Origin of the sequence: Gordonia sp. YY1, assembly GCF_009872315.1 — a bacterium.
Taxonomy (GTDB): Bacteria; Actinomycetota; Actinomycetes; order Mycobacteriales; family Mycobacteriaceae; genus Gordonia; species Gordonia amicalis.
Map to the genome: position 1 here is coordinate 22,541 of NZ_WXYI01000009.1, position 21,327 is coordinate 43,867.

General features: G+C 69.0%; 17 protein-coding genes and 1 tRNA gene. 5 read left to right on the top strand and 13 right to left on the bottom strand.

What is annotated here, in order from left to right; all coding sequences use genetic code 11:
• Position 1: 1 nt before the first annotated feature.
• From BPODLACK_RS13360 to rpmE, 4 genes are all read right to left on the bottom strand, one after another.
• A complete protein-coding gene (locus BPODLACK_RS13360) occupies positions 2-655 on the bottom strand; it encodes an L-threonylcarbamoyladenylate synthase (protein WP_159405454.1) in 654 nt (217 codons plus the stop codon).
• 12 nt (positions 656-667) lie between these two features.
• A complete protein-coding gene (gene prmC / locus BPODLACK_RS13365; protein ID WP_159405455.1) occupies positions 668-1,582 on the bottom strand; it encodes a peptide chain release factor N(5)-glutamine methyltransferase in 915 nt (304 codons plus the stop codon).
• Positions 1,583-1,587: 5 nt separating this feature from the next.
• Complete coding sequence (gene prfA, locus BPODLACK_RS13370; protein WP_024497337.1) at positions 1,588-2,664, bottom strand: peptide chain release factor 1; 1,077 nt, start codon at positions 2,662-2,664, stop codon at positions 1,588-1,590.
• 134 nt (positions 2,665-2,798) lie between these two features.
• Positions 2,799-3,011, bottom strand: a complete 213-nt coding sequence (rpmE, locus tag BPODLACK_RS13375) for a 50S ribosomal protein L31 (protein WP_006360515.1) — start codon at positions 3,009-3,011, stop codon at positions 2,799-2,801.
• A gap of 287 nt (positions 3,012-3,298) precedes the next feature.
• Between rpmE and BPODLACK_RS13380 the strand changes: the two genes are divergently transcribed.
• Complete coding sequence (locus BPODLACK_RS13380; protein ID WP_024497336.1) at positions 3,299-4,522, top strand: sulfite reductase subunit alpha; 1,224 nt, start codon at positions 3,299-3,301, stop codon at positions 4,520-4,522.
• A 22-nt stretch (positions 4,523-4,544) separates the two neighbouring features.
• Positions 4,545-5,486: a heme transporter gene (locus BPODLACK_RS13385; protein ID WP_024497335.1), complete on the top strand. Its 942-nt coding sequence runs from the start codon at positions 4,545-4,547 to the stop codon at positions 5,484-5,486.
• A gap of 250 nt (positions 5,487-5,736) precedes the next feature.
• Here the strand turns inward: BPODLACK_RS13385 and rho are convergent, their stop codons facing one another.
• From rho to argS, 6 genes are all read right to left on the bottom strand, one after another.
• Positions 5,737-7,740, bottom strand: a complete 2,004-nt coding sequence (rho, locus tag BPODLACK_RS13390; protein ID WP_159405456.1) for a transcription termination factor Rho — start codon at positions 7,738-7,740, stop codon at positions 5,737-5,739.
• A 446-nt stretch (positions 7,741-8,186) separates the two neighbouring features.
• On the bottom strand, positions 8,187-9,191 hold the full coding sequence (thrB, locus tag BPODLACK_RS13395; RefSeq protein ID WP_024497333.1) for a homoserine kinase: 1,005 nt from the start codon (positions 9,189-9,191) through the stop codon (positions 8,187-8,189).
• Entirely contained in the window at positions 9,172-10,257 is a 1,086-nt protein-coding gene (gene thrC, locus BPODLACK_RS13400; RefSeq protein ID WP_024497332.1) for a threonine synthase, read from the bottom strand. Before thrC ends, thrB begins: the two co-directional genes overlap by 20 nt.
• The gene (locus tag BPODLACK_RS13405) at positions 10,250-11,593 is read right to left on the bottom strand and encodes a homoserine dehydrogenase (protein ID WP_024497331.1); all 1,344 of its coding nucleotides are present in this window, start codon (positions 11,591-11,593) and stop codon (positions 10,250-10,252) included. Before BPODLACK_RS13405 ends, thrC begins: the two co-directional genes overlap by 8 nt.
• Positions 11,590-13,011, bottom strand: a complete 1,422-nt coding sequence (gene lysA, locus BPODLACK_RS13410) for a diaminopimelate decarboxylase (protein ID WP_024497330.1) — start codon at positions 13,009-13,011, stop codon at positions 11,590-11,592. The genes BPODLACK_RS13405 and lysA overlap by 4 nt, the downstream gene beginning before the upstream one ends.
• Positions 13,008-14,660 (bottom strand): arginine--tRNA ligase, encoded by a 1,653-nt coding sequence (gene argS, locus BPODLACK_RS13415; RefSeq protein WP_159405457.1) that lies wholly within the window; start codon positions 14,658-14,660, stop codon positions 13,008-13,010. Before argS ends, lysA begins: the two co-directional genes overlap by 4 nt.
• 155 nt (positions 14,661-14,815) lie before the next feature.
• Between argS and BPODLACK_RS13420 the strand changes: the two genes are divergently transcribed.
• The 3 genes from BPODLACK_RS13420 to BPODLACK_RS13430 all read left to right on the top strand — a co-directional run bounded on the left by BPODLACK_RS13420 (position 14,816) and on the right by BPODLACK_RS13430 (position 16,951).
• The gene (locus BPODLACK_RS13420; RefSeq protein WP_024497328.1) at positions 14,816-15,640 is read left to right on the top strand and encodes a DUF3105 domain-containing protein; all 825 of its coding nucleotides are present in this window, start codon (positions 14,816-14,818) and stop codon (positions 15,638-15,640) included.
• A 17-nt stretch (positions 15,641-15,657) separates the two neighbouring features.
• Positions 15,658-16,413, top strand: a complete 756-nt coding sequence (locus BPODLACK_RS13425) for a DUF305 domain-containing protein (protein ID WP_024497327.1) — start codon at positions 15,658-15,660, stop codon at positions 16,411-16,413.
• A gap of 169 nt (positions 16,414-16,582) precedes the next feature.
• Complete coding sequence (locus tag BPODLACK_RS13430) at positions 16,583-16,951, top strand: VOC family protein (protein WP_024497326.1); 369 nt, start codon at positions 16,583-16,585, stop codon at positions 16,949-16,951.
• A 15-nt stretch (positions 16,952-16,966) separates the two neighbouring features.
• Here BPODLACK_RS13430 and BPODLACK_RS13435 read toward each other — a convergent pair.
• From BPODLACK_RS13435 to BPODLACK_RS13445, 3 genes are all read right to left on the bottom strand, one after another.
• Positions 16,967-17,042: transfer RNA gene (locus BPODLACK_RS13435), tRNA-Arg, on the bottom strand.
• Between the two features lie 56 nt (positions 17,043-17,098).
• A complete protein-coding gene (locus BPODLACK_RS13440) occupies positions 17,099-20,074 on the bottom strand; it encodes an AAA family ATPase (protein WP_159405458.1) in 2,976 nt (991 codons plus the stop codon).
• A 13-nt stretch (positions 20,075-20,087) separates the two neighbouring features.
• Positions 20,088-21,287, bottom strand: coding sequence for an exonuclease SbcCD subunit D (locus BPODLACK_RS13445; protein ID WP_159405459.1), 1,200 nt, complete (start codon positions 21,285-21,287; stop codon positions 20,088-20,090).
• Positions 21,288-21,327 lie beyond the last annotated feature (40 nt).

Genomic DNA, 21,327 nt, shown 5'->3' on the forward strand with positions numbered 1-21,327 from the left:
CTCACCCACGCAGCGAGGCGGGATCGACGTCGAGGACCTCGGCCACGGCCTCGGCCGTGATGGCACCCTCGCGCAGGATGCGCGGCTGTGCCCCCGAGACGTCGACGATCGTCGACGCCTGTGCGACCGGCGCGGGTCCGCCGTCGAGGTAGACCGAGATCTCGTCGCCGAGTTGTTCACGGGCCTCGTCGACGGTGGTGGCGGGCGGACGGCCCGACACGTTCGCGCTCGAGACCGCCATCGGTCCGACCTCGCGCAACAGCTCGATCGCGACCGGATGCAGCGGCATGCGCAGCATCACTGTGCCATCGGTGTCACCGAGATCCCAGGCCAGCGAAGGAGCTTGTCGGACAACGAGACTCAGACCGCCCGGCCAGAACGCCTCGATCAGGTCGCGGGCGGCCTGCGGGACGGACAGCACGAGCCCGTCGATCGAGTGCCAGGAACCCACGAGGACCGGCACGGGCATGTCCCGGCCACGGTTTTTGGCCGCGAGCAGCGAGCCGACGGCGTCGGAATCGAAGGCGTCGCAACCGACTCCGTACAGGGTGTCGGTGGGGACCACCACCAGGCGTCCCGCCTTCGCCGCTCCGACGGCCGCGCGAATGCCCGCCGAACGGCTCTGCGGATCGTTGCAGTCGAAAACAATGCTCACCCGACCATCCTGTCATGCCGACGGTCGGGTTCCCCCGCGAGACGCGCCTGCGCCGATCCGGCGCGCGGTCACGAAGCGAGGACGGCCCGCCAGATCGGTGTGGGCGGTCACCTCGTCGAATGCGCCATGGGCGCGCAGACAGTCGACGACGGCGTCGGAGGTCGTGTCGTCGTGTTCGATCCCGACGACACCACCCGCGGTGAGCATGGTCGCGATGACCGGCACCATCGGGACGATCACGCTCATGCCGTCGTCGCCGGCGAAGACGGCGCGCTCCGGATCGTGGTCCACCTCGGGACCGACCGCCGACCGCCGCGGCACGTAGGGCGGATTGGTCACCACGACCGAGACACTCCCCGCCGGTATGACCCGGCCGATCTGCGCAGCGTCGGTGACGTCCGCGGCGAACACGTCGATCCGCTCCCGGACCGCCTCCGGCGCATCGGACACGTTGCGCCGCAGCCACTTCAGGGCGTCATGGGACATCTCGACGGCCGCCACTCGGGCGGACCCGACCATCGTCGCCACGGCGATGGCCAGGGCACCGCTACCGCTGCACAGATCGACGATCCGCAGCGGAGCCGGCATTGTCGCGGCGGCCGACACCGCCCACTCGAGCAGGAACTCGGTCTCCGGCCGCGGGATGAACACCCCCGGCCCGACGGCGAGCTCGACCGGACCGAAGGCCGCGGTACCGACGATGTGCTGCAACGGGATTCGCCGCGCCCGCTGATCGATTGCCGCCCGGAACTCGCGCACGTGCGCGTCGTCGATCGTGTCGATGACGATCAGCCGCCCCGGGTCACACGCGAGGACGTGCGCCATCAGCCATTCGGCGTCCCGCCGCGCCGAGTCGATCCCGGCCGCCGCCAGTTGTGCGGTGGCGCCGCGGATTTCGTCGGCCACCCGGACCGGCGCGGGCGACATCGGGGTTATTCGGCTTCCATGCGGGCCTGGCGCTCGGCGGTGACGAGCGCGTCGAGCAGGTTGTCCATGTCCCCGGCGAGTACGGCATCGAGATTGTTCGCCTTGTATCCGATGCGGTGATCGGTGATGCGGTTCTCGGGAAAGTTGTAGGTACGGATGCGCTCGGAACGGTCGACGGTGCGGATCTGCGCGGCGCGACCCTCGGCGGCCGCGGCCTCGGCCTCCTCCTCCGCCGCCGACTGGAGACGGGCGGCGAGGACCTGCATCGCGCGGGCCTTGTTCTGGAGCTGCGACCGCTCGTTCTGACAGGTCACGACGATGCCGGTGGGCAGGTGGGTGATTCGCACCGCCGAGTCGGTGGTGTTGACGCCCTGACCGCCCTTGCCCGACGATCGGTAGACGTCGATGCGCAGGTCGGATTCGTCGATCGCGACCTCGGCCACCTCTTCGGGCTCGGGATAGATGAGCACCCCGGCCGCCGAGGTGTGGATACGTCCCTGGGACTCGGTCACGGGCACTCGCTGCACGCGGTGCACGCCGCCCTCGAACTTGAGGCGCGACCACACGCCGTCCCGGACCGTCTCCTTGGACTTGATCGACAGGGTCGCCTCTTTGTAGCCGCCCAGGTCGGATTCGGTGACGCCGAGGATCTGCACCTTCCAGCCGTGCCGCTCGCAGTACTTGAGGTACATGCGTGCGAGGTCGGAGGCGAACAGCGCCGATTCCTCGCCGCCGGCGCCGGACTTGATCTCGAGCACCACGTCGTCGCTGTCGTGCGGATCCCGGGGGGCGAGGAGATCGGTGAGCGTCGCGTCGAGCTCCTCGACGGTCGCCTCGAGGGCGGGGACCTCGGCGGCGAACGACGCATCATCCGCGGCGAGTTCACGCGCCGCCTCGAGGTCCTCGCGGGCCGCCTTGAGCTTGTTGTAGGTCGCCATCACCGGGGCGAGCTCGGCGAACCGCTTCCCGACACGGCGAGCGGCGGCCGGGTCGTCGTGCAGCGAGGGGTCGGACAGCTGACGCTCGAGACCGGAGTGCTCGGCCAGGATGTCATCGATGGCCGACGGACTCTGCGTACTCACTGCGAACCTCACTTGTAGAGACGGAACTCACCGCCGAAGACTGCTTCGGCCCGAGACCTGGAAATCGGGTGATGACGACCAAACACAAACGACGCCCGTCCCGACTGGGCGTCGGGCGGGCGTCGCAGCGTGGTCTACTTGGCGCGCTTGCCGTAGCGCTTCTCGAACCGGGCGACACGGCCGCCGGTGTCGAGGATCTTCTGCTTGCCCGTGTAGAACGGGTGGCACTGCGAGCAGACTTCGACGTTGATACGACCGTTGGCAGCGGTGCTGCGGGTCTCGAACGTGTTGCCGCAGCCGCAGACGACGGTGGTCGCCGCGTACTCGGGGTGGATTCCCTGCTTCATGTCTGGCTGTCCCTTTCTATGGTCGCCGGGTCACCGTCGCCTGTCGACGGTGTGAACCGGAACCGGACTCGACCGCTCAGTATGCCATGTGCGCCGTTCACGACGGAAATCGTGGACGCAGCGGCCGCAGGTTGGTCAACGGCATGGCCACCCGATTGATTCCCGGGCGAATATCACATCCCGAGGGGGTCGTGAGGGTGCCCTGAAGATAGTACGGTGGCCGACGGCCAGCCCTGTGCGCCCCACCCCTCTGCGCCCCACCCCTCTGCGACCACGAAGGATCCTCGATGTACGACGCCGCTCCGGCCGGTACCGGCACGCCACTGCGCACCACCCCGGATGAGTCGTCGACGTCGCGGACCGCGCCCGCACGGCGCAAGCCGGCCCGGTCGCCGTGGAACCGCCGGAACCCGTACCCCGCGACGATCCTGACCAACACCCTGCTGTCGGGTCCGGGATCGGCCAAGGAGGTGCGGCACCTCGAGATCTCCCTCGGTGACAGCGGGATCACCTACGAGCCGGGCGACGGCATCGGCATCACCCCGGTCAACGACCCCGCCCTGGTGGATCTCCTCCTCGAGCGCCTCGGCGCGGCCGGCGACGAGATCATCGCTGACCGCAAGGGCACCTACAGCCTGCGTGAGTCCCTCGCCACGCGCTACGAGATCGGCTGCCCGTCGAAGTATCTCGCCAAGGCGGTGGCCGAACGCACTGGCCATGAGGAGCTGACCCGTCTGATCGAGGGCGGTGACGCACAGGCGCTCGACACGTGGCTCCGCGGCCGCGACGTCCTCGACCTGCTGAACATCGATCCCACTCTGACGTTCGCACCCGAGGAACTCCTGGAGGAGCTCAGCCCCCTCGCCCACCGCGAGTACTCGATCTCCTCCAGCCCGACGGTCCATGCGGGAACCGTGCACATCACGATGGCGACCGTGCGCTACGTCGCCGACGATCGCGAGCGCGGCGGCGTGTGCTCGACGCACCTCGCCGACCGCTGCGCCCCCGGCGACACGGTGAACGTCTTCATCACCCCCAACAAAACCTTCCGCCTCCCCGAGGACGAGGCGCCGGCGATCATGATCGGCCCGGGGACCGGCATCGCGCCGTTCCGTGGCTTCCTCCACCACCGTGCGGCCAGTGGTTCGACCGGACAGAACTGGCTCTTCTTCGGTGACCAGCACCGCGACACCGACTACCTCTACGCCGACGAGATCGATCGGTTCGTCACCGACGGTCTGCTGGACCGCCTGGACCTGGCGTTCTCCCGGGACCAGGACCACAAGGTCTACGTGCAGGACCGGATGCGCCAGAACGGTGCGGATCTGTTCGCCTGGCTCGAGAAGGGCGCCCACGTGTACGTGTGCGGTGATGCCGCCACGATGGCCGGCGACGTCGACGCCGCCCTGCACGAGATCGTCGCCCAACACGGCGGTGTCGACTCCGACGGCGCTCGGGACTACGTCGACGCGCTCCGCGCCGCGGGTCGCTACGCTCGCGACGTCTACTGAGCCGACGCGAGATCGACGCACAGTGCCCGACCCCACCGACCCGACACGACCGAGCGACCTCGAAACCCTGCTCGGCACACCTGGTTTCGGCAACTCCTCGATCAGTTCAGACATCGACGGGATCGCCGGCCGACTCCCTTCGCTCGCCGAGGTCGTCGGTGTCACCGTCGCCGGACCGGTGATCATGAACGCGATCGGGGTGCACGGGGTGCCGACGTCGCTGGGCGGGCCACTCCACGTCGGTGACGAGCAGATCTCCTTGCGACTCAACCCCTCCCGGTTGTCCTCGACCCTTCGGACCGACCCGTCTGCGCTTGTGCCGCCCACGCTGCGACTGTTCGACTCGCTCGGCAACACCGCGCACGCGACGTACCTGACCGAGAACTCCGACCGTCTCGCCTTCGAGTCGTTGTCCCTGTCCACATCGGTATCGGCCGGCCACCGCCCGGAACCCGCTGCCGCGCCGGCGTTCGTGGGGCCGGAGTACATCCCGGCCGCCCTGCCCGACCGCCACGACGACCAGATCGGGCTCTTCGACTCGATTCTGCTCGACGGCGGCACCACCCGGCTTCGTTCGCTGACGCAGGGACATGGCGCGCACGGCATCCGTGTCGACACCCGCCGCGTCATCGGCGCGCTGGAACACGCCGCCCTGCTCGGGATGACGGTCACCGTCGCAGCCGCGGCTCCGGGATGCATGCAGATGCGCCAGGACCGGCTCGACGGCGCTCGCGAACACCGCGGGCAGATGGTGCTCGCGTCCGGCAGGTCTCGGGTGATGGTCAACTTCAACCACGTCGAGCAGTGCTGGGTCACTCGGTCGCAGGGCGCGTGCGGCCCGACCGCAGCAGTCGAGATCTACGACCGGCGCGCACACTGCTGCCTGGTCGTCACGCACACGGGAGCCGTTCCCCGCGCAGCGTCGGAATCATGGGATCACCTGACCGGCGACCTGGCCTCCTGACCCTTCGATACGCTCGCTACTCAGGGAGCAAGCACACGCTCGCACGCTCGCTACTCAGGGAACAAGCACACGCTCGCACGCTCGCCACTCAGGGAACAAGCACACGCTCGCACGCTCGCCACTCAGGGAACAAGCACACGCTCGCACGCTCGCCACTCAGGGAGCAAGCACACACAAACCAGACGGGCCCCGTCCCGCGTGATGCGAGACGGGGCCCGTCGGTCGGTTGCTGTTCGCCGACTGCTCGTCGTCAGTCGTCGTTGCCACCGGCTCCCGGCGCGGTCTTCTGGACCGACATCAGGAACTCGATGTTCGTCTTGGTCTTCTTGAGCTGACTTATCAGAAGGTCGATCGCCTGCTGCGAATCGAGCCCGGACAGCAGACGACGCAGCTTGTGCACGATCGCGAACTCATCCGGCGAGAGCAGGAGTTCGTCCTTGCGGGTACCCGACGGATTGACGTCGACCGCGGGGAACACACGACGCTCGGAGATCTTGCGATCGAGCTTGAGCTCGGCATTGCCGGTGCCCTTGAACTCCTCGAAGATGACCGTGTCACCGGTCGAACCGGTCTCGACCATCGCGGTGGCGATGATGGTCAGCGACCCGCCGTTCTCGATGTTGCGCGCCGCACCGAGGAACCGCTTCGGGGGATACAGGGCGGTCGAATCGACACCACCGGAGAGGATTCGGCCCGACGCCGGCGACGCATTGTTGTACGCGCGACCCAAACGGGTGATCGAGTCCAGAAGAACCACAACGTCTTTGCCGCTCTCGACGAGACGCTTGGCGCGCTCGATGGCGAGCTCGGCGACCGAGGTGTGGTCTGACGGCGGACGATCGAAGGTCGAGGCGATGACCTCACCCTTGACCGAGCGCTGCATGTCGGTGACCTCTTCGGGACGCTCGTCGACGAGGACCACCATCAGGTGACATTCCGGATTGTTCACCGTGATCGCGTTGGCGATGTCCTGGAGGATCGTCGTCTTACCGGCCTTGGGCGGCGAGACGATCAGTGCGCGCTGGCCCTTGCCGATCGGCATGATCAGATCGATCACACGCGTCGACAGCCGATCCGGGGTCGTCTCGAGGCGCAGTCGCTGATTGGGGTACAGCGGGGTCAGCTTGTTGAACTCCGGACGGCGCTTGGCGGTCTCGACGTCACCGCCGTTGACGGTGTCGAGGCGCACGAGCGGGTTGAACTTCTGGCGCTGGTTCTGCTGGTCACCCTCCCGCGGCACCTTGACCGCGCCGGTGATGGCGTCGCCGCGTCGAAGTCCGTTCTTGCGCACCAGGTTCATCGACACATAGACGTCGTTGGAGCCGGCGAGGTAACCCGAGGTCCGGACGAACGCGTAGTTGTCGAGCACGTCGAGGATGCCGGCGACGGGCTGCAACACATCGTCTTCGGAGACCTGCGGTTCGTTCTGGGTGTCGCGGTCGCGCCCACGACGACGCTCGCGGAAACGGCGTCCGCGGCGTCGACCGCCGCCTTCGCCGTCGTCATCGCGATCGTCACGGTTCGGACCGCCGCCGCGGTTCTGGCCGCCATCGCGATTCTGGTTGTCGCGGTTCTGGCCACCTTCGCGGGTCAGGCCACCTTCGCGGTTCTGGCCACCTTCGCGGTTCTGGCCACCTTCGCGGTTCTGGTTGTCCCGGTTCTGGTTCCGGTTGCGGCGGTTGCGCTGCTCACCGCCTTCCGAGTCGCCGGCCTTGGCTGATTCACCCGTGGCGTCGGCCTTCTGCTCGCCGCCCTTGGGCTGTTCGGCGTTCTGCTCACCCGCCTCCGGAGCCGTGGTCTTCTTGCCCGCGGAGCGGGGTGCCCGACCGGAATCGCCGTCACCGGCGGACTCGGCGATCGACAGCTGCCCGTCCTCGGACGAGACCTTGGCGCTGCGGCGCCTGGTCTCGGTGGCTTTGGTTTCCGCCTTGGCGTCGGCTGCCTTGACGTCGGCCGCCTTGGCGTCGACGTTCTTGACTTCGGGGCTCTTGGCCTCGGCCTTGGCGCCTGCACTCTTGCCGGCGGCACCGGACTGGCGCTCCTTGATGGCGGCGATCAAGTCGCCCTTGCGCATGCCGGACGTGCCCTTGATGCCGAGTTCACCGGCTACGGTCCGCAGTTCGCTGAGCACCATGCCGGACAGGCCGGTACGGGCTGCGCGAGCGCGTGTCTTGGCCGGTTGCCCCGAGTCAGGGCCGGCCGAACCCGCGGATTCCTGCTCGGCAGGTGCGGTGATCAGGTCCGTATCTGTCACGGAAGTCCTTTCGTTCCTCCCGCAGACGGAAGCTGCGTGAGGTCTACGTTTCCCTGCTGTCTACGCGAGGGAGTCCGTCCGCGTTGGACGGTGGAGGGTGAACGGTCAGAGAGATGTTCGGTCCCGCTGCGAGCGTGCTCGGGAGCCACCCGCGCTTCGGCACCGTCGACAGAGACCCACGACCCCGGCCGGATACGATCGGCGTCACCGATCGGTGATGGATGAGAAGCACGGCAGGACAAGCCCGCGCGGCTAGACCAGAATATGTTAACCCCGTTCGCATGATAGGGGCAACACGCCGAAAGCGCCAAATGAGGCTCCGAATCGGAGGCTGTGGTCCTCGGCGAGACACCGCTGAACACCTCGTTCCCAACGCGCGTTGCCCGTCAGGTATTCCCCTCGGTCCCCGGAATGAAACGCGTCGGCGTGTGATGAGCGCCGCGACCTCAGCCCGCGCTGATGTCCACGCCGCCGGCGATGGCCACCGAGTGGGTGGTGAAGCCGAGTCCCTGCGCGAGTACCCGGATGTCGGCCGGGATCGGCGCCGTACCCAGCACCAGGACCGTGGGACCGGCGCCGGAGACCGTCGCGGCGTGGCCGCGTGCGCGCAGTTCGGCGACGAGGTCGCTGGTCGGCACCATCGCCGACGCACGATAGGGCTGGTGCAACCGGTCGGCGGAGGCGGCCATGAGATTGCGCGGGTCCGAGGTCAGGGCCACGACGGCGAGCGCGGCGCGGCTCAGGTTGAAGACCGCGTCGGCGCGCGGCACCGCGTCCGGCAGAAGTCCACGGGTGAATGACGTCGACGACTCGGTGTCGGGGACGAAGACGGTCGCGCACACATCGGGGTGCACCGACAGCCGGTGGGCGTGATACGAGTTCACCTCGTCGGCGGTGTCCGTCCAGGTGACGACGGCCGAACCGAGGACGCTCGCGGCGGCGTTGTCGGGGTGTCCCTCGAACTCACTGGACAACTGAACCAGTTCGTCGGCGGACAGGCCCACGCCGAATCCCGCGGCGGAGATCAGGCCGGACGCGGCGGCGAGGCCGGAGACCGCGGCCGCGGCCGAGGAACCGAGGCCCCGCGAATGCGGGATCTGGTTGATGCAGCGCAACTTCAGGCCCGGGGCGGACACTCCGGCATGCGCGAGACCGTGATTGAGGGCACGCACCACGAGATGGGACTCGTCGCGGGGGACGTCGGCGGAGCCCTCCCCCTCGACGTCGAGAACGACCCCGGCCTCGACGGTTTCCACGATCACTTCGTCGTAGATGCCCAAAGCGATGCCCAGACAGTCGAATCCCGGTCCGAGGTTGGCACTCGACGCCGGTACCCGGACGCGCGTCGAGAGACCCACGGGTAGCTGTCGCGTCGCCACCCCGGGATCGGTCATCTCGCCGTTCTGCGTCATCTCCTCGACCCCGGCGGTCTCAGCCGACACCGAGGGCATTCGCCACTGCCACCGGATCGACCGGGATCGCCTCGACCTCGGGGATGCCGGCCAGAGCCGTGTCCGGGTCCTTGAGGCCGTTGCCCGTCACGGTGCACACCACGGTCGAGCCGGCCTCGATCCAGCCGTCGGCGCGTGCTGCGAGGAGCCCGGCCACGCTCGCTGCGGACGCCGGCTCCACGAAGACGCCTTCCTTGCCCGCGATCAGGCGGTAGGCCTCGAGCAGCTTCTCGTCGGTGGCCGCGCGGAACTGCCCGTTCGACTCCTCCTTGGCCGCGACGGCCTGGTTCCAGCTCGCGGGCGACCCGATGCGGATCGCGGTCGCGATGGTCTCCGGCTCCTTGACGGGAGCGCCGTTCACCAGCGGAGCCGCCCCGGCGGCCTGCACACCGAGCATGCGGGGCAGCGAGGACGACACGCCGTCGGCGTGGTACTCGGTGTAGCCCTTCCAGTAGGCCGTGATGTTGCCGGCGTTGCCGACCGGCAACGCGTGCACGTCGGGTGCGCGACCGAGGACGTCGACGATCTCGAAGGCGGCCGTCTTCTGCCCCTCGATGCGGGCCGGGTTGACCGAGTTCACGAGCTCGATCTCGTCGAACTCCGCGGTGGCCTTGCGCGCGAGCTCGAGGCAGTCGTCGAAGTTGCCCTGCACCTGGATGATCTTGGCGCCGTGCATGACCGCCTGCGCGAGCTTGCCCATCGCGATCTTGCCCTGCGGGATCAGGACGGCGCAGGTGATCCCGGCGCGGGTCGCATAAGCCGCCGCCGAGGCGGAGGTGTTGCCCGTCGAGGCGCACAGCACCGCGGTCTTGCCGTTGTTGACCGCGTTGCTCACGGCCATCGTCATGCCGCGGTCCTTGAACGAACCGGTCGGGTTGAGACCCTCGACCTTGAGATAGACCTCACAACCGGTCAGCGACGACAGATGCGGGGCGCTGATCAGCGGGGTGCCACCCTCGAGCAGGGTGACGACCTTCCAGTCGTCGGCGACGGGCAGCCGCGAACGGTATGCCTCGATCAGGCCGGGCCACGCGCGGTGCACGGGCGCAGAAGTCGCTTCAGTCATCGGTACCTTCCAATCGCAACACACTCGACACCTTGATGACGGCGTCCATGTCTTCTAGCGCCGCAACGCAATCCGACTGCGCGCGGTCGGGGGCCCGATGGGTCACCACGATCAGGCGGGCATCGTCACCTGCGCCTTCCTGGCGCACGGCGGCAATGCTCACCGACCGCTTCGTGAACTCACCGGCGACCTGGGCGAGCACGCCCGGACGGTCGGACACGCGCATCGAGATGTAGTAGCGGGTGAACACGTCGTCGATCGGTGCGATCGGCAACGACGCATAGGTCGATTCGAGGGGGCCACGACCGCCGTGGACGCGGTTGCGCGCCGCCATCACCATGTCACCGAGCACGGCCGAGGCGGTGGGCGAACCACCGGCGCCCTGACCGTAGAACATCAGCCGGCCGGCGTTCTCCGCCTCGACCACGACCGCGTTGAAGGCCCCGTTGACAGTGGCCAGCGGATGGGTCAGCGGGATCAGCGCCGGGTACACACGCGCCGAGATCCGCTGCGAGCCATCGATGTCGCGGACGCGCTCGCAGATCGAGAGCAGCTTGATCGTGCAGTCGAACTTCTTGGCGGCGAGCAGGTCGGCCGCGGTGACCGAGGAGATGCCCTGACGGTGCACGTCGGCAGCGGTGACCCGGGTGTGGAAGGCGATCGACGCGAGGATCGCGGCCTTGGCCGCCGCGTCGTAACCCTCGACGTCGGCCGTCGGATCGGCCTCGGCGTATCCGAGACGACCGGCCTCGGCGAGCGCATCGGCGTAGTCGGCGCCGGTCTCGTCCATCGCCGAGAGGATGAAGTTGGTGGTGCCGTTGACGATCCCGGCGACGCGCTCCACCGTGTCGCCGGCCAGCGACTGCATGAGCGGGCGGACGACCGGGATGGCACCGGCGACCGCCGCCTCGAAGTACAGGTCGACCTTCGCCTCGGCGGCCGCGGTCGCGAGCTCGCCGGTGTACTCGGCGAGCAGCGCCTTGTTGGCGGTCACGACCGACTTGCCGCTCTGGAGCGCGGAACGGATCAGCTCGCGGGCCGGGTCGATGCCACCCATGAGTTCGACGACGATGTCGACGTCGTCGCGCGCGACGAGCGCCGCGGGATCGTCGGTCAGCAACTCCTGCCCGATCTTGCGCGGCCGGTTGAGATCTCGCACCGCGACGCCGCGGATCTCCACGGGCGCGCCCACGCGCGATCGCAGGTCGTCGGCGTTCTCGGTGATGATCCGCACCACCTCGGCACCGACATTGCCCATTCCGAGTACCGCCACCCCGATGGGCCGCACCGCATTCACCTCGCTTGTGTCACTTGCGTTCTGGACAGATCCGGTCACGAGCCCACCTCCAGGCTGAGGAAGTCTTCGATGGTCTCGCGCCGCAGCATCAGGCGGGCCTTTCCATCGGACACGGCCACGACCGGCGGCCGCATGGTCATGTTGTAGCGGCTCGACATCGAGTAACAGTAGGCACCGGTGGCGGCGACCGCGATGAGGTCACCGGGGCCCAGATCCTCCGGCAGCCAGCAATCCTTGATCACGATATCGCCACTCTCACAGTGCTTTCCGACGACGCGACAGACCACCGCGCGCGCGTCGGAGACCCGCGAGACCAGACGGACGTCGTATTCGGCGTCGTAGAGCACCGTGCGGATGTTGTCGCTCATGCCGCCGTCGACGGAGATGTAGCGGCGCACCGCGCCGCCGCCGATCTCCACGTCCTTGACCGTGCCCACCCGATACAGCGTGATGGTGCCCGGCCCGGCGATCGCCCGGCCGGGTTCGACGGCGATGACCGGCATCGGCAGACCCACGGCGGCGGACTCGCGGCGGACGATGTCGGCAAGGGTCTCCGCAACCTCCTGAACCGGCAGCGGACGCTCCTCCTCGAGGTACGAGATACCGAGTCCCCCACCGAGATCCACGATCGAGATCTGCGAGGTCTTCTCGACGCCGAACTCGTCGACGACATCGTGCAGCAGCCCGAGGACGCGATGGGCGGCGAGCTCGAAGCCGTCCATGTCGAAGATCTGCGAGCCGATGTGGCTGTGCAGACCGACGAGGCGCAGGTTGTCGGCGGCGAAGACCCGGCGGATCGCCTCCATCGCGACGCCGCCGGCGAGGGAGAAGCCGAACTTCTGGTCCTCGTGGGCGGTCGAGATGAACTCGTGGGTGTGCGCCTCGACACCGACGGTGACGCGGACGAGCACGTCGGTGACGGTGCCCCGCTCACCCGAGATGGCATCGAGCCGGTCGATCTCGATCATCGAGTCGAGCACCACGTGGCCGACACCGGCGTCGACCGCAGCGGCCAGCTCCTCGGGGCTCTTGTTGTTGCCGTGCAACGCGATTCGTTCGGCGGGGAAACCGGCGCGCAGCGCGATGGCGAGTTCGCCGCCGGTGCACACGTCCAGCGACAACCCCTCGTCGGCGACCCAACGGGCCACCTCGCTGCACAGGAAGGCCTTCGACGCGTAGTGCACCCGGCCGTAGGGGCCGAACGCCGCCATCATGTCGCGGCACCGGGACCGGAAGTCCGCCTCGTCGACGATGAACGCCGGCGTCCCGAACTCGGCGGCCAGCTCGCTCACCGGCACGCCGGCGATGCGCAGCTCACCCGAGTCGTCGCGGGCGGCGTTGCGAGGCCACACCTGGGGCGGGATGGCGGCGAGGACGGCCGGATCGTTCGGCCGCTGCGCGAGATGCGGCGCGGCCAGCAGTTCGGCGTGCCGGGGTCCGGCCGGGTGCGCGCTCACATCTGCTCCGGAGCACTGACGCCGACGAGCCCGAGACCGTTGGCCAGGACCTGACGGGTGGCCTCACACAGGGCGAGCCGGGCGCGGTGGATGTCGGCCACCTCCTCGTCGCCCTGGGGCAGGACGCGGCACTTGGCGTAGAAGCGGTGGTAGGTGCCGGCGAGGACCTCGAGGTAACGGCACACGCGGTGCGGTTCGCGCAGGGCGGCCGCGGTGGCGACCACTTCGTCGAAATCGCCGATGGTACGGATCAATTCACCCTCGGCCGGGTCGTCGAGCAGGTCGAGGTGGTCGAGCGAGGACACCACGCCCAGGTCGGCGGCGTTGCGCGCCAGCGCCGACATCCGGGCGTGCGCGTACTGCACGTAGTACACCGGGTTGTCGTTGGACTGTTTGGTCAGCAGGTCCAGGTCGATGTCGATGTTCACGTCCACCGACGAACGGATCAGCGAGTACCGCGCGCCGTCGACACCGACCGCGTCGACGAGGTCGTCGAGCGTGATGACGGTGCCCGCACGCTTGGACATGCGCACCGGCTTGCCGTCGCGGACGAGGTTGACCATCTGGCCGATGAGGACCTCGACGGTGGCCGGGTCGTCGCCGAGCGCGGCCGCGGCGGCCTTGAGGCGGCTGATGTATCCGTGGTGGTCGGCACCGAGCATGTAGATGCACAGGTTGAAGCCGCGGTTGCGCTTGTCGCGGTAGTAGGCGATGTCGCCGGCGATGTAGGCGGCGTTGCCGTCGCTCTTGATGACGACACGGTCCTTGTCGTCACCGAAATCGGTGGACTTCAGCCACCAGGCGCCGTCGCTCTCGTACAGGTTGCCGTTGCCCTTGAGCTCCTCGATGCACTCGTCGACGAGACCCGTCGCGAACATCTTGTCCTCGTGCGTGTAGACGTCGAAGTCCGTGCCGAAGGCGTGCAGGCTCTGCTTGATGTGGTCGAACATCAGGTCCACGCCGACGGCGCGGAAGGTCTCGACCCGGTCGGCCTCGGGCTTCAACAGCACGTCGGGCACCTTCTCGGTGACCTTGGCCGCGATGTCGGCGATGTAGTCGCCGGCGTAGCCGTCCTCCGGGGTCGGTTCGCCCAGCGCCGCGGCCTCGAGCGAACGCGCGAAGCGATCGATCTGGGCGCCGTGGTCGTTGAAGTAGTACTCGCGCGTCACGTCGGCGCCCCGAGCCGCCAGGACACGACCGAGTGCGTCACCGACGGCGGCCCAGCGGGTGCCGCCCAGGTGGATCGGTCCGGTCGGGTTCGCCGAGACGAACTCCAGGTTGATGATCGAGCCGGCCAGCTCCTTGCCGCGGCCGTAGCTCTCGCCCCGCTCCATCACGGTCGCGACGACGGTGTTCTGGGCGGCTGCACCGAGCCAGATGTTGACGAAGCCGGGACCCGCGACCTCGGTCTTGGCGATGCCCTCGGCGCCGGCGAAGGCATCGGCGAGCCATCCGGCCAGCTCACGGGGCGCCACACCGAGTCGTTTGCCGAGCTGCAGGGCGACATTGGTGGAGTAATCGCCGTGGTCAGCGTGACGGGGGCGCTCGACGACGATCAAGTCGGGCACCAGGTTCTCGTCCAGTCCGCGGTCACGGACCACGGTCAGGGTCACGGCGCGCAGCAGCGCGGCCAGGTCGGCGGGAGTCACGGGACACCATCCTATTGGCCGAGGGCCGCTCATCGATAATCGCACCCTCCCGGGGCCGGTGCCGTCCATCAGTAGACTCGTGTGCGCCGAGCGCGCGCCGGGGGGTACGACCGCCCGCGCGCATGGCGACCCCCGTCGTACGAGGAAAGAAGTCAATGGCGCGCAAACCAGGGGCGAACGTCCCCAAGGCTCGTAAGAAGTCCGGGTCCGTACCCACGGCGACCGGCCGGCAGGTCGACTGGATGCTGATCGGCGCGGTCGTCGTGGTCATCGGCCTCCTCGCGGGGCTCGCGATCTACCTCGTGCCCAAGTTCAACGACAAGCGCGCCAATGAGAAGGACGACGTGGCGGTCCAGTCGGTCTCCGAGTTCGTCCCGTCACCGCAGAACCCCGACCCGTCGAAGGACATCGACGGCGTGACGAAGATCTACTACCAGGCCGGCAAGCACGTGAACGCGTCCCAGCGCGTCGCCTACGACCAGTCGCCGCCCTTCGGCGGACCGCATGACGAGATCTGGGCCACCTGTACCGGCGTCGTCTACCCGAACCCGCTGCGCTCGGAGAACGCCGTCCATGCACTCGAGCACGGCGCCGTCTGGATCACCTACAACCCCGACACGGCCTCGCCTGAGGACGTCGACTACCTCAAGCGGCTCGTGCGCGGTGAACAGTACCTGTTCTTGTCGCCCTACCCCGGGCAGGACAAGCCGGTCTCGGTGCAGAGCTGGGGGCATCAGCTGAAGCTGGACTCGGCGAGCGACCCGCGGCTCGATCAGTTCATCACCTCGCTGCGCCGCAACATGATGCCCGGCGTCTACCAGGAGAACCCGCAGACCGCGGCATACCCGGAGACGCAGGCCACCTGCACCGCCATCCCGGGCTTCGATCCGTCGAATCCCCCGCCGGCCGACGAGGGCGCGCCCGGCGCCGGCGCCGTGCCCATGGACGGCGGCGGCAACAACCCGATGCCCGCGGGCTGATCGGACGGGAAACGAACATGAGCGAGACACCTGAGGGCACCGAGCCGACCACCGGCAGCGCCCCGTCACGTCGACGTCCGGCCATCCTCGCGCTCGCCGCGGTCGCGGTGCTGCTCGTCGGCGTCGGCCTCGGGCTGCTGATCCAGGCGAGCCTGGCCGACGACTCCTCCGGCGAGGACTCCCCCGCGGCGAACTCGGCCGCGGTCGGTTTCGCGCAGGACATGACGCGTCACCACGAGCAGGGCGTCGAGATGGCCGCGATCGAACTCGAGCACGGCACCGATCCCCAGGTGCGGAGCATGGCCTTCGACATCCTCACCGCCCAGAGCAACGAGATCGGGCAGATGCAGTCCTGGCTGACCCGCTGGGGTCAACCCGTCACCAACCCCGGCGAGGCGATGGGCTGGATGGGCCACGGATCGTCGACGGAGACGTCCGGTGACGATCACGGCGACATGGACCATGGCGATCACGAGTCCACCCCGGCCGCCGGCGCCGAGCAGCCGGCCATGCCGGGCATGGCGACGTCGGCGGAGATGGAGCGGTTCCGCGCGATGCGCGGGCCCGAGGTCGACACGACCTTCCTGCAGCTGATGCTCCGCCACCACGAGGGCGGGCTCCACATGATGGAGTACGCCGCGAACCCGGCCAACGTCTCGCAGCCCTACGTCCGCGACCTCGCGTCGGCGATGCAGCGCACGCAGGACAAAGAGATCGGCATCATCGAGGCCATGCTGGCCGAGCGCAACGCGCAGCCGCTGCCGATGAACTGACCTCCCCCTACCGGACGAGAATCGCCACCTCCGCCCGGAATCGCCAGCTGTAGCCGGCGATTCTGTAGCGGAGGTGGCGATTCTCGTTTGGTGGTAGCTTCTGGCACAGCGTCGCGTGCCGGTGGCGGACCGCGTCAGGCATGGAGGCGCCGGAGCGAAAGTCTCGCCCATGCCAGTCAGTTTCAACCACATCATCATCGGTGCCCACGAACCGACCGTCTCCGCGCAGTTCTATGTCGAGGTCCTCGGCGCCCGGCCGACGACCAACTGGGGCCCGTTCGTCAACATCCTGCTCGACGACGACACGCTGTTGCAGTTCGCGCCGGCTCCCGTGAACGAGCCGATCCATCTCGCGTTCCTGATGAACGACGACGAGTTCGATCGCGGGTATGCCGCCCTACGACGCCGCGGCGTCGAACACTGGGCGGATCCGCAGATGCGGCGCCCGGACGCGATCTCCATCGAGGAGGGACGCCGCGTGTACTTCAAGGACCCGTCGGGGCAGCTGTTGGAGATGCTCACCGAGCCGTACGTGTGATCCGCAAAACGGTTGTGGTGCCCCCGGCAGGATTCGAACCTGCGGCCTTCTGCTCCGGAGGCAGACGCTCTATCCCCTGAGCTACGGGGGCTCATCGGGCGGAACCCAGACTAGCGCACGCTCACCGGCACATCACAATCGGGCAGCTCACGACACGCCGAGTGGACTCTGCACCCGTAGCGTCGAGCCGTGTTCGCCCCGCAGGACGTGCAGTTGGGCCGGGATTCGGGCCCGCAGCTCGTCGACGTGGCTGACGACGCCGACGACCCGCCCGCCGGAGCGGAGGTCGTCGAGGACGCCCATGACGAGGTCGAGGGCCTCCGGGTCGAGGGTGCCGAAACCCTCGTCGATGAAGATCGTGTCGAGGACGCGACCCCCGGATTCGGCCGACACGACGTCGGCGAGGCCCAGCGCGAGGGCCAGCGACGCGAAGAAGGTCTCCCCACCCGACAGCGTGGTGGTGGCACGCAGCACGCCGGTGTACTCGTCGCGTACCTCGATCCCCAGACCGCCGCGCCGGCCACGCACGCCGGCGGCGTCGGAATGGACGAATTCGTATCGCCCTGAAGACATCTCGCGCAGGCGGCCCGATGCCGCGACCAGCACCTCGTCGAGCCGCGCGGCCAGCACATAGGACCGCAGCGACATACGACGAGAGTTCTGTCCGCGTCCGCTCACGAGCTCGGCGAGACCCTGCAACTCGTCATGCCGCGCCTTGAGCGGCGCCAGCGCATCGAGAGCCGCCCAGAATCCCGCCACATACTCTTCGAGGTCGGTACGGCGTTGTGCCGCCACCGCATTCACGCGGGCGGCATCGTCGCGACGGGCCCGTGCGGTCACCAGATCCGCGGTGAGACGGGCGACGTCGACCTCCGGTGCCTCCAGCGCTGCGCATACGTCGGGATCGGCGAGGGTCTCCTCGGCGCCGGCGCGTATCGCCGCCGCCTCTTCGAGCAGCTTCTCCCAGTGACGGATCTGAGTGTGCGACGCGGCGGCAGCCCGCACCTCGTCCGCGCCGACGAATCCGGCGTCCGCACAGGCGGCGGCGAGCCGCTCGGCGATCTCGGTGCGACGGCCACGCGCCCGGTCGAGTTCGCGCCGGGCCTCCCGCAGAGTCCTTGTGCGGCGACAGAGTTCGGCGAGCTCGCGACGGCGCTGGGCGATCCCCATCCGCCCGCCGGTCGCCTCCTGGACCTCGGCGTCGAGGGCCTTCAGGTTCTCGCGCAGAGCCGTCAGACGTTCACGACGCCCCGCTTGCGCGGTCTCGTGGTCGGCCAGAGTCCGGCGCCGGTCGGCGATCTCGGCGTCGATCCGTTCGACGGCGTCCTGCAGAGCGGGCGTGCGCGCGGCCGCTCGCTCGGCGGACGCGAGGTCGGCGACCAGCCGGGCGTGACCGGCCTCGGTCGCGGCGCGCTCGGCGCCGGCGATGACGGCGTCGAGATTGGCCTGCCGTTCCCGCAGTGCGGCTACCGCGGACTGCGCGATGGCCTTGATCGCACTCGCACGTTCCTCGGCGGCCGCAGCTTCCTTCTCTTCGGCCTCTCCCACGGAGGCGTCGGCGTCGCCGGCAGCCGGCGCGGGATGCCCCACCGAGCCGCAGACGACACACGGCTCCCCGTCCACGAGGGCGCCGGCCAGTTCGACGGCCATCCCGGTGAGGCGTCGTTCGCGGATGTCGAGCTGGTGTTCTCTTGCGGCAGAATGCTTCTCCCGCGCGTCGAGGAGGTCCTGCTCGGCGTCGGCCAGTTGCGCGAGCACCTCGTCGCGATCGGTGAAGGCCTGGAGGACCCGCCAGGCGTGGTCGCGTTCGGCACGCAGCTTCGGCGCCTGGACACGCAACTCGTCGGCGGACCGAAGCGCGGCGACCGCCTCGTCGCGGCGAGCGGGCGCGGACTCGAGCCGTGTACGTGTCTCCGCGGCCTGCTCTTCCGCGGCCGCGATCGTCTTCTCGAGTCCGTCGACGTCGGCGACGAGCCGGGGACGCTCCGCGACGCGTTTCGCGAGTGGCTCCCAGCGGCCCGATTCCTCGGTCCAGCGGTCCACGGCCGCGACGAGCGCCGAATCGTCACAGTCGGTTTCGCACAGGGCCCGGCCCTCGGCGAGTTCGGCGAGGGCCGCGCGTGCGCCATCGGCCGCGGCGGACGCGGCGGCGACCTCGGCGTCAGAGCGCTCGTGGTCGTCGGCGAGCGGCGCGATGGGTGCGGCGCGCAGGGCGAGCCGACGCGACTGCTCGGCGGCCGTCAGCGTCGTCTCTCCGTCGGCGAGCCGGGCGAGTCGTTCACGCGCCTGCAGCCCACGACGACGCAACTCGTCGACGCGCCGGCCGTGCTCGTGGGCGGCTTCCGCCTGCTCGACCGCCGCCTGCGCGGCGGTCGATTCCGCCAGTGCGTGTTCCGCGGCCTGCCGGGCCGAGTCGAGACACCCCTGGGCCCAGTCGAAGTCGGGTTCCGCGGGCGCCTGGGTGCCGCTGATCGCGACGATCTGCCCGGCGATGCGGTCGAGGGTGCCGGCGTGCTCGGCCAGTGTGGCCGCGCTCTCACGGGCCCGGTCGCGGAGCCACTCCTCGAGGTCGCCGAAGCGCTCGGTGTCGAAGAGCCGCTCCAGCAACTCCTCCCGTTCGTCGGAGTGTGCCCGGAGGAATCGGGCGAAGTCGCCCTGCGGCAGCAGCACGACCTGGAAGAACTGCTCGGCACTCATGCCGAGCAGACGAACGACCGCTTCGCCGATCTCGGGGATACGGGTGAGGTCCGGACCCGAACCGTCCACCCAGACCAGCGACGCGCAGGCATTGATCTTCCGCTTCCCGTCGCCGCGCTTCTTGGGGCGTTCGTGTTCGGGCGAGCGGGTGATGCGCATCCGGCGGGAACCGATGGTGGCCTCGAGTTCGACCTCCGGAACCGTCTCGGGGGCAGCATGATCCGAGTGCAGGCGACGATTGGTGTCCCGCGCGCCGGGGACCCGTCCGAACAACGCGAACGCCACCGCGTCGAGGACCGTGGTCTTGCCCGCGCCCGTCTGTCCGTGCAGGAGGAACAGGCCGTCCGCGCCGAGCTCGTCGAAGTCGACGGTGACCTCGTCGGCGAAGGGGCCGAACGCACGAATCCGAATCCGGTGCAGTCTCATACGGTTTCCGTGCTCATGCGGTCTCCGCCCGGAACGCGTCGAGGGCGAACAGCGCCAGCTCGCCGTTGGCGCCGGCGTCCGCCCCGGGTTCGCCGACGACGGCGCGCAGCGCGCGTTCGATGAGTACCCGCTCCCCCTTGGTCGGGGTGTCGCGGACGTCCTCGACGAAGGAGTTGATGATCTCGGCATCGCTCCGGCCGCGGACCCGCGAGCGATAGTCGACCCCGGAACCGGTGTGCGGACGATCCCACTGCACGTGCACCGCGAACGGGAATCGCTCCCGCAGGCGGCGCATCGCGTCGAGCGGACGCACCGTATCGGTCAGCGTCGCCTCGACGTAGTGGTCCTCGACGGCGAGGAACTGTTCCGCGGTCAGCAATTCGTCGAGAGTTCCACGCAGTGAACTCAATTGGCGCACGACGGGTAGTTCGTTGCGGCGGATCTCGGTGACGCCGTCGGCGTCGAGTTCGATGATCCAGACCGCCTTGCGGTGGGTGCGCTCGCCGAAGGAGTACGGCAGCAGCGAGCCGCTGTAGCGCACCGTGTCGGTGACGCGCTGCGGAGAGTGAAGGTGACCGAGGGCGACGTAGTCGACGCCGGAGAAGGTCTCGGCGGGAACGGTTTCCACTCCCCCGACACTGATCGAACGCTCCGATCCGGAGGCCGCCGCGCCGCTGACGAAGGCATGGGCGACGACGACCGATCGCGACTGTCGGGTTTCGAGGTCGGCCCGGATGCGGCTCATCGCGGCGTCGAGCACCGCGGTGTGGCCGCACACCTCGTCGACGCCGAGGTGGCGTCGGGCGGTGTCGGGTTCGAGGTATGGGATGCCGTACACCGCGACCTCGCCGTGCGCGTCGGACAGGACGACCGGATCGGCGATCGCGTCGATCGAGGTCCGCAGGTGCAACCCGCCCGCAGCGGCGAACGACGAACCCGCACCCAGGCGCGTGGCCGAGTCGTGGTTGCCCGACGTCACGACGATCTGCGCCCCCGCGGCCGCGATCTCGGCCAGACCGTCGTCGTAGACACGGACCGCGTCTGCCGAGGGCACCGAGCGGTCGTAGACGTCACCGGCGACGATGACTACGTCGGCCGATTCGGCCGCCACCAACGCGGCGAGGTGGCTCAGCGCGCGACGCTGGTCGGCGAGCAGGTCGACACCGTGGAACGTCCGGCCCAGGTGCCAGTCGGAGGTGTGCACGATCCGCATGATGACAAACCATACGGTCGGGCCCCGACAGATCGGGGGA

Excerpts from the sequence above, each read along its gene's own strand:
- thrC (WP_024497332.1), bottom strand. The coding sequence starts at position 10,257 with ATGACTGAAGCGACTTCTGCGCCCGTGCACCGCGCGTGGCCCGGCCTG.
- rpmE (WP_006360515.1), bottom strand. The coding sequence starts at position 3,011 with ATGAAGCAGGGAATCCACCCCGAGTACGCGGCGACCACCGTCGTCTGC.
- prmC (WP_159405455.1), bottom strand. The coding sequence starts at position 1,582 with ATGTCGCCCGCGCCGGTCCGGGTGGCCGACGAAATCCGCGGCGCCACC.
- BPODLACK_RS13445 (WP_159405459.1), bottom strand. The coding sequence starts at position 21,287 with ATGCGGATCGTGCACACCTCCGACTGGCACCTGGGCCGGACGTTCCAC.
- BPODLACK_RS13420 (WP_024497328.1), top strand. The coding sequence starts at position 14,816 with ATGGCGCGCAAACCAGGGGCGAACGTCCCCAAGGCTCGTAAGAAGTCC.
- BPODLACK_RS13425 (WP_024497327.1), top strand. The coding sequence starts at position 15,658 with ATGAGCGAGACACCTGAGGGCACCGAGCCGACCACCGGCAGCGCCCCG.
- BPODLACK_RS13430 (WP_024497326.1), top strand. The coding sequence starts at position 16,583 with ATGCCAGTCAGTTTCAACCACATCATCATCGGTGCCCACGAACCGACC.
- BPODLACK_RS13380 (WP_024497336.1), top strand. The coding sequence starts at position 3,299 with ATGTACGACGCCGCTCCGGCCGGTACCGGCACGCCACTGCGCACCACC.
- BPODLACK_RS13440 (WP_159405458.1), bottom strand. The coding sequence starts at position 20,074 with ATGAGACTGCACCGGATTCGGATTCGTGCGTTCGGCCCCTTCGCCGAC.
- thrB (WP_024497333.1), bottom strand. The coding sequence starts at position 9,191 with ATGCCCTCGGTGTCGGCTGAGACCGCCGGGGTCGAGGAGATGACGCAG.